Origin of the sequence: Rubrobacter tropicus, from assembly GCF_011492945.1 — a bacterium.
Taxonomy (GTDB): Bacteria; Actinomycetota; Rubrobacteria; order Rubrobacterales; family Rubrobacteraceae; genus Rubrobacter_D; species Rubrobacter_D tropicus.
This window is the reverse complement of the sequence record NZ_CP045119.1, coordinates 3,392,877-3,408,251: the sequence shown is the minus strand read 5'-3', so window position 1 is coordinate 3,408,251 and position 15,375 is coordinate 3,392,877. Positions and strand designations below refer to the sequence as shown.

The window sequence follows — 15,375 nt, the reverse complement described above, 5'->3', positions numbered from 1 at the left end:
AAACATGGGTGGACGAATTTCTTTGGTGCTGATCGCCGGGGTCCTCGCCCTGACCCTGGCCGCGTGCGGCGCCCAGGTGAGGGATTCGGGCGGCGGGGACGGCGGGGGCGGCCAGGAGGGGCCGTTGCGGATCGCGGTCGTCCCGAAGGCGGTCGGCTTCGACTTCTGGGAGCAGGTCCGTATCGGCGCCCAGTGCGCGGCGAAAGAGGCCGGGGGCTCGGAGGTCAGGATCCAGTGGGACGGCGTCACGGCCGAGACGAACGTCAGCGGCCAGGTCGACCTGCTGACGAACTTCGCGACCCAGGGCGTCGACGGCATGGTCTACGCCGCCACGGACGCCAAGGTCCTCGCCGACGTCTCCCAGAACGCCCTCGACCAGGGCGTCACCGTCGTGAACATAGACTCCGGCACCGACCCGCAACCGAAGCAGGTCCCGGTGGTCGCCACGGACAACGTCGCCGCCGCCGAGGAGGCCACGGAGTACCTGGTCGAGGAGATGGGCGGCAAGGGCGAGGTCGCGTTTATCCCGTTCCAGCCAGGCACCGCCACGAACGACACCCGCACCGAAGGCTTCAAGAACGTCCTCGAAAAGAACCCGGACGTCGAGCTCGTCGCCGAGCAGTCCAGTGAGAGCGACCAGAACGTCGCCCTGGAAGTGACCGAGAATATCCTGACGGCCAACCCGAACCTCGACGCCATCTACGCCGCAAACGAGCCTGGCGTGTTGGGGGCCGCCGAGGCCGTCCGCAGGGCCGGCAAGGAGGGCGACATAACCATCGTCGGCTGGGACACCGCCCCGGACGAGGTCAAGGCCGTAGAAGAAGGCGTAGTGAGCGCGCTGGTCGCCCAGAACCCCTTCCGCATGGGCTACGACGGCGTCAACGCGGCCGTAGACGCGATCCGCAGCGACGCCCAACTGGAGGACATAGACACCGGATCGACCCTCGTCACCCAGGACAACCTCGATGACCCGGACGTAAAGGCCGTCCTCGACCCGAGCTGCTCGAACAAGCCGGAGGTTAGCGAATAGCCGTCAGCTTTCGGCTATCAGCTTGGGACTGCACGAGGCGAGCTTTCGGAGCAAAAACGTCCCCGCCGGTTTTTGGCGGGGACACCGTTTCGGGCGCCAGCAGAATGCTTCTCTACACGAGGAGAGGCTGAAAGCTGACCGCTGATAGCTACCCATTCAGGCTGCCGTCACGCTCTGAGCGGAGGAGGGGGTCGGTGCCCGGTATCGTGCGCCGGATGAGGCGTTCGGCCCGCTCGAAGAACCGCAGCCGGTCCAAAAGCGGGTTCCAGACGCCTACGGTGATGCAGTAGTAGGTGTCGTAGGGGCTCTCGTGGTGGACGTCGTGGTGCTCTTTGGAGAGGACCAGGCCCCAACCCTGGAGCCTGGCGACCCAGCCCGGGGGCGCGTCCATGTGCGCCCACTGGTGGAACTGGTTCGTCAGGAAGACGGCCAGACAGACCATTAGGAAGAACGCGCCGAAGAAGTAGCCCCAGGCCGTCGTGGCGACGGGGACGAAGAGCCAGACGAGGAGCATGAACGGGACGCTCGCCAGGCAGTTGTTCCCGTTGTTGTCGACGAAGTCGTTGCGCGTTATCCCCTCGGGGTCCACGTGGTGGTCTCGAAAGGGGCCTATAAAGTTCGGGCCGAGGATCGGGGTCTCTTCGGAGCCGAAGTTGTCGGCCAGAAAGTGGACGAAGCCGGAGGCCAGATCGGCCGCCAGGTAGGCCAGGACGGCCACGGCCGGCAGGAGCCACGCGTGGCCGAAGCCCCCCGCCCCGAGGTAGACCTCGGCCCCGAGCAGGATCGCCAACACGGAGAACGCCGCGATACCGGCGAGCTCCAGCAGCCAGTGCGCCCGGCTGCTGCGCGGTTCGGATTCTCGTTTCGCGGCCCGATGTTCCTGGATCATGCTTGCCCTCCTCTATGTTCTAAAGCGGATCGCGGTGGCATCGGGCCACCGCGATCCGCGCGGTCAGCTTGTCAGCCCGCTGCGGCTTCGCCTCCGCTCTCAGCCATCAGCCTTTTTGCTCTCGCTGAAAGCCGAAGGCTGATAGCTGATAGCCCCGCGAAGAGGCTGGGCCTCTTCGCAAACCGCTTTAATCTTCTCCCTTTAATACGGTCTAGGCCGGTTTTGGATCAAGCCGCGGATGGTTTCGGTCCTGTTGGGCGCCATTTCAGGCCGACGTGCCGCCCTCGTCGAAGCGCATCTCCTGCGGCCCTTGGACAACCCGCAGCCTCTCGTCTCTCTCCACCTCTTCGAGCAGGGCTTCCGAGACCCACATGCGGCGGAGCTTGAGGGTGTTCTGGACGCGAACGATCCGGGCCCCCGCCGGGGAGACGCCGGCGCACATGGTGAGGGCGGCGGCGAGGGCCATCCTCTCGTTCGGCATGACCATCGGGATCTTGACGGGCACGGGCGTCGTCGAGGTGAGGGCGTTCATGTAGGTGGACGGGCGGTCCATAGCGCCCGCCAGCCGCTCCGTCACGACGTCCGCGGCCCCGAGGCCGTTGGCGTTGCCGCCCGTCTCCTCCGTGAGGCCGAGAAAGACCACGCGCTCTATCCTCGGTCCCCCCGAAGCGGCGGTGGTGGGGTAGCGTCCGGTCACGTTCGGGTCCGCGCCGTCGCCGCTTATGTTCTTCCCGATCTCGTCGACTATCAGCACGTCGAGGTCTTCGAAGGGGAGCCTGAGGAGCTTCTTTTTCGCCTCTTCGAGCAGCGGCGCCTCGGCCTCTTCCAGGTTATCGGCCGGGATGGCGGCCACCCTGTACGGCTCTTCGTCGGCGTTCTCTAGGACGGCGAGGCCGAAGGCGACCTTGCCCGTCTCGACGGCGACCCTGGCGGCCTGGGGGATGGTCTCGTGGATGGCGTGCCAGCCGGCCGAGTGAATGGAGTGGGCGCCCCGCTGTTTGCCGAGACCGATCGCGAGCATCTTCGTCGGTCCGCTCTCCACCGCCCCGCGGAACGCGGTGTGCGGCTTGATCCTGTTGACCACGATCACGGAATCGGCCTCGTAAGCGTTCTTGTCCATAAAGACCTCGACGCCCGCAGGCGTCTCCCCGATCTTCACGGACTCCATGGTCGCCCGGACGGGGCACCCGGCGGTCTCCTCGCTGACGCCCAGGTGCCTCAACACGTCCGCCTGCCCCTCGGCCGTGGACGCCCCGTGGCTCCCCATCGCCGGCACGACGAAAGGCTCGGCCCCCCGCTCCTTCAGGACCCCCACGAGCGCCGCCACGACCTCCGCGATGCCGCCAACACCCCGGCTCCCGACCCCAACGGCGACCGAGCCGGAGGGCACCTCGACGCCCTTCAGGGCCTCCCTGACGGCCCCCCGAACGTCCGACAGGGCAGCGGGGGAATCCACCGACTGCTCGATGAGGGCGAACCGCGGCTGCTCGACGCCCCGCAGAAGCTCCTCGATCTCCTCGTAAACCGGCCTCTCTGTCTGCACGCTCTGACCTCCGGGCTCGTCTCCTGGCGGCTGGAGGGCCGGGCTCTCCGGAAGCGCCGGATGCCGAAGACAGAGTCTCTCCGCGCCCACGGTCGTAAACGTCTTCCCTCGAACCGCCCACCTTCCCGGGACCATTCTAAAACAATCGGCCCCCGACAAGAATCGGTTTGGTTGACGGCTGATAGCTGAATGCTGACGGCCATTCTGCGTTGCTATACTGGCCCGGGAAGTCTTGCGGTGGAAAGGTGGGAGGGTCTTTGAGGGTCGCGCTATTCGTTCCGTGCTACGTGGACCTTGTCAACCCCGAGGTGGGCGTGAGCGTGGTGCGCGTGCTCCGCAAGCTCGGCGTCGAGGTCGTCTACCCGCAAGGGCAGACCTGCTGCGGCCAGCCGGCCTTCAACTCGGGCTTCTTCGACGAGGCCAGGTCCGTCGGGCGCCACTTCATGGACGTCTTTGAAGGGGAGGAGTGGGACCACGTGGTCTGCCCCTCGGGCTCCTGCGCCACGATGGTCAGCCACTACTACCCGTTTATCTACGAGAACCTCCCCGACGAGCGCGACCGCGCCGAGGAGCTGGCCCCGCGCGTCAGGGAGTTCTCGGACTTCCTGGTCAACGTGCTCGGCGTAACAGATTTCGGGGCGAAGCTCGAGGGCCGCGCGGTCTTCCACACGGGATGCCACCAGCGGCGGGAGCTCGGGGTGCTCGAAGAGCCGCAAGAGTTGTTGAAGAACGTAGAGAACCTGGAGCTTTTGGACTGGCGCAACGAGGAGCTCTGTTGCGGGTTCGGGGGGACCTTCTCGGTGAAGATGCCCGACGTCTCCGTGGCGATGGCCGACGAAAAGATAAAGGCGCTCGTGGAGAGCGGGGCGGATACCCTGATCTCCTGCGACTCCAGTTGCCTGATGCACCTCAAGGGACGCCTGGCCCGCAAGGGCCGCGACACCCGCGTGCTGCACCTCGCCCAGGTGCTCGACGGAAACGGGGGATAGTCTTGGAGACGAAGAAGCCGGCCAACCGGCGCGAGACCGAGGACAGGCGCCCGGAGGGCCTCACGAGCCCGGTGGAGGGCTTCAACGACAGGGCCCGGCGCGCCGTGAGGGACGAAGAACTCCACGACTCCGTCGAGCTGTTCACGAACAAGTCCGTGGCGGGGCGCAACGCCGTCCTGAACGCCCTGCCGGAGGCCCCCGAGCTGCGGGAGCGGGCCTACCGCATAAAGCAGGAGACGATGGCGAACCTCGACCGCCACCTCGGCCAGATGGCCGACGCCGTCGAGGGGCGCGGGGGCAACGTCTTCTTCGCCGAGACCGGGGAGGACGTGGTCCGGTACATAGGCGACCTGGCACGGCGGCGCGGCGCCAAGGTAATCACCAAGTCAAAGAGCATGGCGACCGAGGAGATCGAGCTCAACCGGAGGTTGGAGGAGGACTACGCCGACCTCGACCTCGAGATCGTGGAGACGGACCTCGGCGAGTGGATCGCCCAGCTGGCGGGCGACACGCCCTCCCACATCGTCGGCCCCATCCTCCACATGAACCGCCGCCGGATAACGGAGGTCCTCTCCGAGACGGCCGGCGAGAGGCTCCCCCCCGACGTCGAGGCTTTGGGCTCCTTCGCGAGGAGGCGCCTGCGCGAGAAGTTCCTGGCCGCCGACATCGGCATCACCGGCGCCAACTTCGGGGTCGCGCAGACGGGAACCATCGCCACCGTAACGAACGAGGGCAACGGCAGGCTCGTCACCAGCGTCCCGCCGGTTCACGTCGTCGTGATGGGCATAGAGAAGCTCGTCCCGCGCTTCGAGGATTTGTCGGTGTTCGTCCGGCTGCTGGCGAGGAGCGGCACGGGCCAGAAGCTCACCGTCTACACGAACTTCGTCACCGGCCCGCGGGCTCCGGGCGAGCTCGACGGGGCGGAGGAGTTTCACCTGATCCTGATGGACAACGGCCGCTCGGAGCTGCTCGGCACCCCCTTCGAGGAAGCCCTCTACTGCATCCGGTGCGGCGCCTGCCTGAACGTCTGCCCCGTCTACCGCCAGACCGGCGGCCACGCCTACGGCTCGACGTATTCGGGACCGATCGGCGCCGTCATAACCCCGCTTCTGAAAGGTGGCAAGGAGGCGAAGGATCTCCCGCACGCCTCCAGCCTCTGCGGCGCGTGCTGGGAGGCCTGCCCCGTCGGCATCCCGCTGCACGACCTTCTGCTCAAGCTCCGCAACAAGCAGGTGCAGGAGGGTATAACGGGCAGGGCCCAGGGCCTCGCCTTCAAGGGCTTCGAGAACACAATGAAGAACCCCGCCCTGTACAGGATCTCGGGCAAAGCCGGACGCCTGGCCCAGAGACCCCTCGCGAAGGCCGGCGCCCCAAAGACCTTGCCGGGCCCCCTCGGCGCCTGGACGAACAGCCGCGACCTCCCAAAGCTCGCCCCCAAACCTTTCAGCCAGCTCTGGAAAGAAGGCATCTAGAGTGGCCGACCGCGCCGAGTTTCTCCAGAAGGTTCGCCACCGCACCCAGCGGGGCCGCTACAAGCCGACCAACGCCCCGGACGTCGCCTGGACCCCCAAAGACGAACCGCGCCACAGCCCGCAGGTAGAGGACCCACCCGCCCGGTTCCTCGAAGAGCTCGAAGCCCTCGGGGGGCACGGGGTGCGCGTCGCGAGCGTGGACGAAGCCAGGGATCACGTCCTCTCCGTGGTGCGCGAAAGAGGGGCGAACCTCCTGGTCCGCTGGGACGTCGAAGAGCTCGAAGCTCTAGGCGTGGACGAACCGCTCGGACGAGCCGGTGTGGGCGTCGCTGTCTGGCGGGACCTCGAAGACTTCCGCGAGGTGGCCGGCAAAGCGGACGTCGGGCTCTCCACGGCCGCCTGGGCGGTCGCCGAGACCGGGACGCTCGTCCTCGAAGGCGGCCCCGGGATGGGCCGGTCGGTGACGCTCCTGCCGCCCACCTACGTGGCGGTCGTGAGGGTAGACCAGATCCTGCGCACCGTTCCCGAAGCCATAGAAAAATACTCAGGGGGACCGCTACCGGCCAACGTCTGCTTCCACACGGGGCCGAGCCGGTCGGGAGACATAGAGATGTCGCTCTTCGTCGGGATGCACGGCCCGGGCGACGTGCACGTGATCCTGGTGGGATAGAGGGCCTCGCGTCCCTACCTACAGCGGTTTGCGGAAGGACCGACCCTCGCCGCCCACGGGGCACCGAGGCTCTCAGGGGTGCGCCCCGAGGCCGCGTGCAGGCTTCGACCCTCCACCCCTAAAACCCGAATGCCTGCTCGCGGTAGGCTCGATACTTCTGCGAACTGCTCTAGTCGAGAATCCCGATCAGGAAGGCTAGCGTCATCAGGACGCAGAAGATCACGGTAAACGCGAGGAAGCGCAGCCAGAGCCGTTTCACCCCGGCCGCGCTTCCCCGTTAGCGTCTTTTATCGACAGCGCCTTCTAACCCCCGAAGAAGTTGGACACGATCTGGAAGTACACCAGGTAGATCGAGAGGGCGACGAAGATGAGCCAGGTCGGCCACATGACCCACAGGCGCCAGCCCCTGAGCCTGATGGCTTCTGGCAGGGCCCTGGTGTTGAGCCGGATGAGAAGCCCAAGGTAGAAGGCCATCACGACCCCGCCGCCCGACGCGGAGATGATCAGCAACACCAGCGGCGCTTCCAGGCCGGCCAAGAGGATCAGCGACCCGCCGATGGCGATGACCCACGCGAACAAGAAGTAGATCCGGCTCTCGGTTATGGCCTGGCTGTTGGGGAAGAAGCTGACTTTCAGCTCGGAGGCGCTTAGCCTGCTGACGTAGTCCATGATGCCTATGCTGGTCGAGAAGAGGACTACCATGCCGGCGAAGAGGAAGAAGGACCTGAACCAGCCGCCTATCTGGTCGCCGAGGATCTGGGCCTCGGTGTTGATGAACTCGAGGTCTTCCCCGATACCCCTCTGGCCCACAGCCGACCAGACGAGCACGGAGAGCATGAGGAGCGTAAAGGCGCCGATGCAGAAGAAGGTGATGAAGTGCTCCCGGTTGGCCACTTTCCACCAACCGCGCCAGCGGCGCATGTTCTCCTCGTTCACCGGGAAGGTGTACCCGAGCGACGGGGCCGCCTGCTCCTCGCCCGTGATCGGGGAGACGACCTTCGGCATGAGCCCGCCCATCCCGAGACCCTTGTCCCTGATGTAGTTGCTCTGGGTCAGGTTGTTGGCCCCGCCGGCCCCGGCGAAGGCTATGGCGCCCAGGAACGTCGCGGCCCCGAGCGCCGCGATGGCCCCCGGCACCCCCGGGACGCTGCCGGGAGCCTGCGTGACGACGCTGGTCCAGGCACCCAGCTCGGTGGCGGCGAATACGCCGACGATCAGGAAGAGCATGATGATGCCGACGAGCACCATCTGGATCTTCTCCAGGGCCTGGTAGACGACCGGCGATAGGGTCAGCGCGAGCGCCGTGGAGATGAGGACTATGGTGGCGATTACGGGGATGCTTCCGAAGCCGAAGAGGTAGGTGAACAACGTGGCCCCGCCCGTCGCCCAGCCTGGGAAGGCGTTGGGCAACACGGCCCCCAACACGAAGAATATCCCCCAGGGTTTCCACATTCGGGTAAAACCGGTGACCGCCGTCTCGCCGGTGGCCAGCGTGTAGCGCTCGATCTCCATGTTCATGACGAACTGCACGAAGAACCCGATCAGCGCGAGCCACAGGAACGCTATCCCTATCTGCGTGGTGATGTAGGGCCAGATTATGAACTCGCCGGACCCGAGCGCCGTGGCGAGGATAACCACGCTGGCGCCGAACAGCTTGCCGAGCGGCACCGGCTCCGGCAGGTCCCTGGACCCTATCGGCGGCAGTACCCCGGATGGGATGTTCCAACCTTCCTGGGCGTCCGCCGCAGCAACCCCCCCCGCTTCCCTTCCGGCGTCACGATTCGTTAGTTGACCGTCTTCCCCGGTTCTCCCCTGCGTACTAGTGCCTTCTCGCTCTTCGCGTACGTCCCCGACCCTCCGCGGCCCGTCCTCCGGGCCCGAGCCTCTGCCTGTGTCCACGCTCTCCTCCCTTTCCCCACTGGCCGCGCGGGCCGATATCCGCCCAATAGACAAAACACCTTTTCCCCGACTCCTCCTTGAGAGTCATGCACATCGTAGCGGTAATCGCCCCCGGGCGAAAGGGGGATGCATAATTTGGTTGGGAAGTTTTGGCAACCTTTGACCGTATCCGGAGTTTCGTGGTAAGCTGCCCGGTCTCAAAACGGGGATTGTAGCAAGAAGGGTGGATAGGGAGGACGTTGGAGCGCAAGATACCCGCGCAGCGGCGCGCTGAGATCCGGGCGTTGTTGGGGCGGCGGGGTTCGGCTTCGATCGCGGAGATCTCGGACGCCCTCGGCGTCTCGGGCTCGACGGTGCGCCGCGATCTTGACGAGTTGGACCGGGAGGGGGCGGTGCGCCGGTCTCACGGCGGCGCCGTCACGGTCGAGGGCACGGCCTTCGAGCACCGGTTCGAGGACCGGCGCTTGCACAACCCGGGGGAGAAGAAGAGGATCGGGGACTACGCGGCGACGCTGCTCGAGGCGGGGCAGAGCGTCGTCTTCGACTCCTCCTCGACGGTGCTCGCCGCGGCGGAGGCGCTGGGACGGCGGAACCTCGGGGTCGCCGCGGTCACGAACGACGTGGGGGTCGCCTCCGTGCTTGCCGAGGCGCCGGGCGTGACCGTCGTGGTGCCGGGGGGGGAGATCCGGGACGGTTCCTTTACCCTGCTCGGCTCGTACACCCAGACGTTCCTGAACGGCCTGCACGTGGACGTGGCTCTGGTCGGCATCCACGCGGTAACGGGCGACGTCCTTAGCGAGTCGAGCCTCGACGTCGTGGAGGCAAAGCGGGCCATGATGCGGGCGGCCCACCGCGTCGTCCTGCTCGCCGACCACAGCAAGTTCCGTCCGCCGTCCTTCTTCGAGGTGGCCCGCATGAACCGGCTGGACGACCTCGTAACCGACACCGCCGCCCCGCCCGAGGCCCTCGAGGCCGCCGGCGCCTGCGGGGTGCGGGTGCATCTGGCATGAAGAAGTCCCACAATGCGTAGCGACAGGAGGAAGGCGTGGCAGAGACGGGTTTGAACAGGCTCGAAGGGAAGTCCGCCGTCGTGACGGGGGCCGCCAAGGGCATCGGGCGGGCCACCGCCGAGCTCTTCGCCCGCGAAGGGGCAAGGCTCGTCGTAAACGACGTGGACGAGGCCGGGCTCGAGGACCTGGAAGGCCGACTCTCCGGCGAGGGCGCAGAGGTGGTATCGGTCGTCGGTGACGTCTCCTCCGTGGAAGACGCGAAGAAGATCATCGGCGCGGCGGTCGAATCGTTCGGGCGGGTCGACGTGCTCGTGGCGAACGCCGGGGTGATCCCGCTCAACAACATAGTGGACGCGACGCCGGAGGATTGGGACCACGTAATGGCCGTGGACGGGCGGGGGATGTTCTTGACCTGCAAGTTCGCCGTAGAGGCCATGCTGAATCAGGAGGACCCGGGCGGCTCCATAATCTGCCTCTCGTCCATAAGCGGGATGGCCGGGCAGGCGGAGCAGTCGACTTACGGCCCCGCGAAGTTCGTGGCGACCGGGATCACCAAGCACCTCGCCGTCGAGTGGGCGGCCCGCGGCATCCGCGTGAACGCCGTGGCGCCGGGCACCATAGCGACGGAGGCGGTCAGGGACCTCCCAGAAGACTACGTGGCGCCCATGAAGGAGGCGCACCCCATCGGGCGGCTCGGGGAGCCATCGGAGGTGGCGAACGCGATCCTGTTTTTGGCCTCGGACGAGGCCTCGTTCGTGACCGGCGCGATCCTGCCCGTGGACGGAGGATACCTTGCCCGGTAAGGCTTCGAGCCCGAAGCGGGAGAAGGAGCCTTGAAGAGAACTCTGGACGAGGATTTGAAGCGCGGGACCCGAACGGTCCCGGGAGAGAGATTAGGAGGAGTAACGGTGAGAGGTTCTTTGGTTCGGGTCGTTCTGGTCTCCGCGCTGGCGCTGGTGGTTACGGCCTGCGGCGGCAGCGGCGGCGGGGGCGGAGGTGGCGACATCACGGTCGGCTACGCGGGCCCGACGCTCAACAACGCGTTCTTCGTCGGCCTGCAGAAGGGCGTCAAAGACGGCGCGAAGGAGCACGGCTTCCAGCTCAAGGAGACGAACGCCAACGGCGACGCCGGTGCCCAATTCAACCAGACCCAGGACCTCATAACCCAGGACGTCGACGCCCTCGTCCTCGTCCCGATAGACGCCAACGGCATAGTCCCCGCGGTCCAGGCCGCCAACAACGCCGACATCCCCGTCTACACCCTCGACCGCGGCGCCGAGGGCGGCGAGCTCGCCAGCGTCGTCGAGACGAACAACGTGGAAGCGGGCAAGAAGGGCGCGAACTATATAGTCGACCTCTTGCGGGAGCGTTACGGCGAGCCGAGGGGCAACGTGGTCGACCTGCAGGGCCTCGTCGGCACCACCGCCGCGGCGGACAGGGAGACCGGCTTCCAGCAGGTCATGAAGCAGTACCCGGACATCGAGATCGTGGCGAACCAGCCCGCGGACTTCGACCAGGAGAAGGCCCTGAACGTAACCACCAACATCCTCCAGGCCAACCCCAAGGTCGACGCGATCTTCGGCGCCAACGACGACAACACGGTCGGCGCTATTCGCGCCATAGACTCGGCCAACCGCTACGAGCCCCCGAGCAGCGACGAGCACATCTACGTCGTCGGCATCGACGGCACCGCCCAGGCCCTCGACGCCATCCGTAACGACAAGCAAACCGCCACCGTGAGCCAGAACCCCGTCGAGATGGCCCGCACCGCCATGGACTTTATAGACCAGCAGATAAACCAGGACAAGACACCCCCCAAGGAGTACTTCTACCCGACTATAGTTATCGACAAAGAGAACATAGACAGCCAGGAAGTGAAGGAATACGGCATCTGGAGCAACCAGGTCAAGTAGGTGACAGGCTTCAGGCTACAGGCATCAGCTTTCGAGGTTTTTGCTGATGCCTGTCACCTGACACCTGAAGCCTCTACTCAGGGAGACTCGTGACAGAGACCGCGCTTGTGATGGAGGGGATAGACAAGAGGTTCCCGGGCGTGCACGCGCTCAAGGGGGTGGACCTGCGGGTCGAGCGCGGGCAGGTCATGGGTATCGTCGGGGAGAACGGGGCCGGCAAGTCTACCCTCATAAAGGTGCTGGCCGGGGCCTACCGGCCCGACGAGGGGCGCATAGTGGTGGGCGGGAGGCCGCTGGAGGCCGGCAGCCCGGCCGACGCCCTGGCCGCCGGGGTCGCCGTGATCTACCAGGAGTTGAGCCTCGTCCCGGAGATGAGCGTCGCCGAGAACCTCTTTCTGGGGGACATGCCGGCCCGCGGCCCGCTGCTCGACCGCCGCGAGGCGCGGGCGCGGGCGCGGCGCCTGCTCGCCAGGGTCGGGCTCGAAAACCTGAGCACGGGGGCCCCAGTCCGGTCGCTCAGGCTCGGGGTGCGCCAGCTCGTCGAGGTGGCGAAGGCGCTTCACCGCGACGCCCGCGTACTGGTCATGGACGAGCCGACCAGCGCCCTGCAGAGCTCCGAGATACAGGTCCTCTTCGACGTGGTGCGCGACCTTCGCAAAGAAGGCATCTCCGTCATCTACATAAGCCACCACCTGGAGGAGGTCTTCGAGATCTGCGACGCCGCGACCGTGATGCGCGACGGCGCGGTCGTCGGTTCCCGTCCCATAAAGGGGTGGACCACCGAGTCGCTCGTGCAGGCGATGGTCAACAAGCGCCTCGACTCCCTCTTTCCGACCCGCGAGCGGGAGCTCGGGGAGGTGGCCCTCGAAGTAAAGAACCTCAGCCTGGAGCCGCGGGTGCGGGACGTCTCGTTCAGCGTGAGGCGGGGGGAGATCCTCGGCCTCGCGGGCGTAGTCGGCGCTGGCCGCACCGAGACGCTCAAGACCATAGCCGGCGTCACGCCGGCGACCGGGGGCGAGATCCTGGTCAAAGGACAGGCGCGGAAGGTGCGCACCGTCTCGGAAGGCCTGGACGCCGGTATCGTGTACGTGCCGGAGGACAGGGGGACGGAGGGGCTCGTACATTCCGCGACCATCAACGAGAACATGATCCTAAGCGTCCTCGACCGCATCAGCCGCGCCGGCTTCGTGGACGGAAGCCGCTACCGCTCCTTCGGGCAGAGGTTGAGGGAACGTTTCGGGGTGAGGGCTTCGTCTCTGAAACAGGAGGCCGGGCAGCTCTCCGGCGGCAACCAGCAGAAGGTGGTGCTGGCTCGGGCGATGGCGACCGAGCCGTCCGTCGTGTTGCTCGACGAGCCGACGCGGGGGATAGACGTTGGGGCGAAGAGCGAGATCTACGAGCACATGCTGGGTATCGCCGCCGGCGGCGGAGCGGTGGTCATGGTCAGCTCGGAGTTCCCTGAGCTTCTCGGGATGGCCGACCGCATAGTGGTGATGCGCGCGGGGAGGGTGGTGGGCGAGATCTCCGGCTCGGAGGCGAGCCAGGAGAAGATCCTGGAGTACGCAACCTCGGGGTCCGAGGGCAACGGCGCGAAACCGGAAGAGGAGGAAGGATAGGTCGTGGCAGAAGAACGCGCCGGCGGGACGGAGCCCGGCAAAGAACAGGCCCCGCAGGAGGGTTCCGGAAAGCGGGGCGTGAGGGGAATCCTGGCCCGCTTCCTGACCGGCACCGGCCCGATACTGGCCGCCTGGCTGCTCCTGTGCGTGGTCCTCGCCATCGTCGCCCCCAACTTTCTCGAGTTCGACAACTTCACCCAGATAGTCGTGCAGTCCGCGGTCATCGGCATCGCCGCCGTCGGCATGACGTTCGTTATTATCACGGCGGGCATAGACCTCTCCGTCGGGTCGATAGTCGCGTTGACGGGGATGCTGGCCGCGATCTCCATGCAGGGCGGGGTCCCCGGTTTCGTCGGAATACTCGTTGCCCTGGGCGCGGGGCTCTTGATCGGGGCCTTCAACGGCTTCTCCACCACGTACTTCGGCATCACCCCGTTTATAGTGACCCTCGCGGTCCTCTCGATGGGCCGCGGCCTCACCCTCGCCGTGAGCAGCGGCCAGACCGTCTTCGGCTTTCCGGCGAGCTTCACCTTCGTCGGGCAGGCGGAGATCCTGGGCATCAGCCTGCTCGTGTGGCTGACGCTCGCCGTCTTCGCGATCGGCTACTTCGTCCTCACCCAGACGGTCTTCGGCCACCAGGTCTACGCGATCGGCGGCAACAAGGAGGCCGCGCGCCTGGCCGGCATCCCCGTGCGCCGGGTCTCGTTCCTCGTCTACGCCATCTCGGGCCTCTGCGCGGGCCTCTCCGCCGTCGTCCTCACGAGCCGGCTGAACTCCGCGCTCCCGTCAGCGGCCGAGGGGCTGGAGCTCCAGGTCATAGCGGCGGTCGTCATCGGGGGACTTCGCTCTTCGGGGGCGCGGGAGCATGGGGGCACGCTGGTCGGCGTCCTGCTCATCGGCACGCTCAACAACGGCCTCACCCTGCTCAACGTGCCGCCCTTCTGGGTCCAGTTCGTCCAGGGCGTCGTGATCTTCCTCGCCGTCCTCGTAGACGCCCTGAACCGCCGCCGGGAAGGCAGGGCTGGTTGACGGAGAACACCCCGTGATACACCGAAAAGTAAAGGTCGTATTCCACGATCCCGCCTGGGGCGAAGCGTTCGAGGCCGAAGCCGCCGCGCTACGCTCCGTCCTCGGCGACGAGGCACTCGCCATACACCACATCGGCAGCACCTCGGTCCCCGGCCTCGCCGCAAAACCGACCATAGACGTCCTTGTCGAGGTTCGAAAGATCGGGAGCGTGGACGATTTTGACGGGGCAATGATCGAAAAAGGCTATGAGGCGTGGGGAGAATACGGCATCCCCGGAAGGCGCTTCTTCACGAAAAATCGCGGACCTGCTCGCACCCACAACGTTCACGTATTCGAGGCCGGCACCCCCGAAGTAGAGCGCCACCTGGCCTTCAGGGACTACCTGAGAGAGCATACCCAGACCGCCCTGGCCTACGGAAACCTCAAAAAGGATCTGGCCGAAAAGTTCCCCGCGGACATGGAATCCTACATGGTCGGCAAAGACGCGTTCATAAAACTAACCGAAAGCGAAGCCCTCTCCTGGAACCGCGCCCCGAAAGGGACAAGCTGAAATGCCGAAAGCGAGGGCCGCAGGCCCGAAACGTGCCGAGAGCGGAGGCGAAGCCGTAGCGTGCTGACCACTATAATCGCCGACGACTTGACGGGCGCGGCCGATTCCGGCGTCCAGTTCGCCCGCGCCGGCTACCGGACGGCAGTCGTCTTCCGGGGGGCCAGGATGCCTGACGAAGATCTGGACGCCGTCGTCTTCGACACGGACTCCCGCACGCTGCGCCCCGGCCTCGCCGCCCGGTACGTCACGGAGGCGGGGAGGGACGCCCGCCCGCCCGCCTCGTCTACAAGAAGTTCGACTCCACCCTGCGCGGTTCGGTGGCCGCGGAACTCTCGGCCGCCCTCGAATCCACCCGACGCCGTCGCGCCGTCGTCGCCCCCGCCTTTCCCGCCGCCGGGCGCACGACCTCGGGCGGCGTCCAACTCGTCAACGGCGTCCCCGTCCACGAGACGGAGATGAGAAACGACCCCCGCACCCCCGTCCGGGAAGGACACGTCCCGACGCTTCTGGGCGAGTGGTCGCCGTCCGTCGGCACTCTAAGCGTGGAAGACCTCCAAGACCCCGCAAACGTGAGCCGGGCCCTTGAGGCTTACGAGTGGACCGTCGCCGACGCGGGGCGCGACGCTGACCTCGAGGCGCTGGTCAGGGCCGTGTCCGACCCGGGGCGGGTACTGTGGGCGGGCTCGGCGGGTCTCGCGCAGGCGCTCGCGGCCGTCTACCCGGGCCCGCGGCCCGCGGGGGCGAAGGCGTCGTTCCCCAAGGCGC

The 15,375-nt window shown here is 66.6% G+C and carries 13 protein-coding genes and 2 pseudogenes; 12 read left to right on the top strand and 3 right to left on the bottom strand.

The window, feature by feature from the left end; translation table 11 throughout:
• Window positions 1–4: 4 nt before the first annotated feature.
• Entirely contained in the window at window positions 5–1,030 is a 1,026-nt protein-coding gene (locus GBA63_RS17185) for a sugar ABC transporter substrate-binding protein (protein ID WP_207956874.1), read from the top strand.
• A gap of 148 nt (window positions 1,031–1,178) precedes the next feature.
• Here GBA63_RS17185 and GBA63_RS17180 read toward each other — a convergent pair whose 3' ends face one another.
• Window positions 1,179–1,919 carry a fatty acid desaturase family protein gene (locus GBA63_RS17180; RefSeq protein ID WP_166178046.1) on the bottom strand — a complete coding sequence of 247 codons (741 nt, stop codon included), beginning with the start codon at window positions 1,917–1,919 and terminating at the stop codon, window positions 1,179–1,181.
• Between the two features lie 265 nt (window positions 1,920–2,184).
• On the bottom strand, window positions 2,185–3,462 hold the full coding sequence (locus GBA63_RS17175) for a nickel pincer cofactor-dependent isomerase, group 22 (RefSeq protein WP_166178044.1): 1,278 nt from the start codon (window positions 3,460–3,462) through the stop codon (window positions 2,185–2,187).
• Between the two features lie 257 nt (window positions 3,463–3,719).
• Between GBA63_RS17175 and GBA63_RS17170 the strand changes: the two genes are divergently transcribed.
• Genes GBA63_RS17170 through GBA63_RS17160 form a run of 3 tightly spaced genes read left to right on the top strand, consistent with a single transcriptional unit; the run spans window position 3,720 to window position 6,593 of the window.
• Window positions 3,720–4,451: a (Fe-S)-binding protein gene (locus tag GBA63_RS17170; RefSeq protein WP_166178042.1), complete on the top strand. Its 732-nt coding sequence runs from the start codon at window positions 3,720–3,722 to the stop codon at window positions 4,449–4,451.
• 2 nt (window positions 4,452–4,453) lie between these two features.
• Complete coding sequence (locus tag GBA63_RS17165) at window positions 4,454–5,923, top strand: LutB/LldF family L-lactate oxidation iron-sulfur protein (protein WP_166178040.1); 1,470 nt, start codon at window positions 4,454–4,456, stop codon at window positions 5,921–5,923.
• A gap of 1 nt (window position 5,924) precedes the next feature.
• A complete protein-coding gene (locus GBA63_RS17160; protein WP_166178038.1) occupies window positions 5,925–6,593 on the top strand; it encodes a LutC/YkgG family protein in 669 nt (222 codons plus the stop codon).
• Window positions 6,594–6,896: 303 nt separating this feature from the next.
• Here GBA63_RS17160 and GBA63_RS17155 read toward each other — a convergent pair whose 3' ends face one another.
• Window positions 6,897–8,492 carry an Nramp family divalent metal transporter gene (locus GBA63_RS17155; protein WP_228282150.1) on the bottom strand — a complete coding sequence of 532 codons (1,596 nt, stop codon included), beginning with the start codon at window positions 8,490–8,492 and terminating at the stop codon, window positions 6,897–6,899.
• A 239-nt stretch (window positions 8,493–8,731) separates the two neighbouring features.
• Between GBA63_RS17155 and GBA63_RS17150 the strand changes: the two genes are divergently transcribed.
• The 8 genes and pseudogenes from GBA63_RS17150 to GBA63_RS24075 form a co-directional block, all read left to right on the top strand.
• Window positions 8,732–9,502 (top strand): DeoR/GlpR family DNA-binding transcription regulator, encoded by a 771-nt coding sequence (locus GBA63_RS17150; protein WP_166178036.1) that lies wholly within the window; start codon window positions 8,732–8,734, stop codon window positions 9,500–9,502.
• A 35-nt stretch (window positions 9,503–9,537) separates the two neighbouring features.
• Complete coding sequence (locus GBA63_RS17145) at window positions 9,538–10,305, top strand: SDR family NAD(P)-dependent oxidoreductase (protein ID WP_207956873.1); 768 nt, start codon at window positions 9,538–9,540, stop codon at window positions 10,303–10,305.
• A gap of 105 nt (window positions 10,306–10,410) precedes the next feature.
• On the top strand, window positions 10,411–11,415 hold the full coding sequence (locus tag GBA63_RS17140; RefSeq protein ID WP_166178034.1) for a sugar ABC transporter substrate-binding protein: 1,005 nt from the start codon (window positions 10,411–10,413) through the stop codon (window positions 11,413–11,415).
• An 89-nt stretch (window positions 11,416–11,504) separates the two neighbouring features.
• A complete protein-coding gene (locus tag GBA63_RS17135; protein ID WP_207956872.1) occupies window positions 11,505–13,031 on the top strand; it encodes a sugar ABC transporter ATP-binding protein in 1,527 nt (508 codons plus the stop codon).
• A gap of 3 nt (window positions 13,032–13,034) precedes the next feature.
• On the top strand, window positions 13,035–14,060 hold the full coding sequence (locus tag GBA63_RS17130; RefSeq protein WP_166178032.1) for an ABC transporter permease: 1,026 nt from the start codon (window positions 13,035–13,037) through the stop codon (window positions 14,058–14,060).
• A gap of 13 nt (window positions 14,061–14,073) precedes the next feature.
• Window positions 14,074–14,610 carry a GrpB family protein gene (locus GBA63_RS17125; protein WP_166178030.1) on the top strand — a complete coding sequence of 179 codons (537 nt, stop codon included), beginning with the start codon at window positions 14,074–14,076 and terminating at the stop codon, window positions 14,608–14,610.
• Window positions 14,611–14,670: 60 nt separating this feature from the next.
• A pseudogene (locus GBA63_RS24485) lies at window positions 14,671–14,868 on the top strand (four-carbon acid sugar kinase family protein); the annotation flags it as partial.
• Window positions 14,869–14,897: 29 nt separating this feature from the next.
• Window positions 14,898–15,305, top strand: a pseudogene (locus tag GBA63_RS24075) (four-carbon acid sugar kinase family protein); the annotation flags it as partial.
• Window positions 15,306–15,375: the final 70 nt, after the last annotated feature.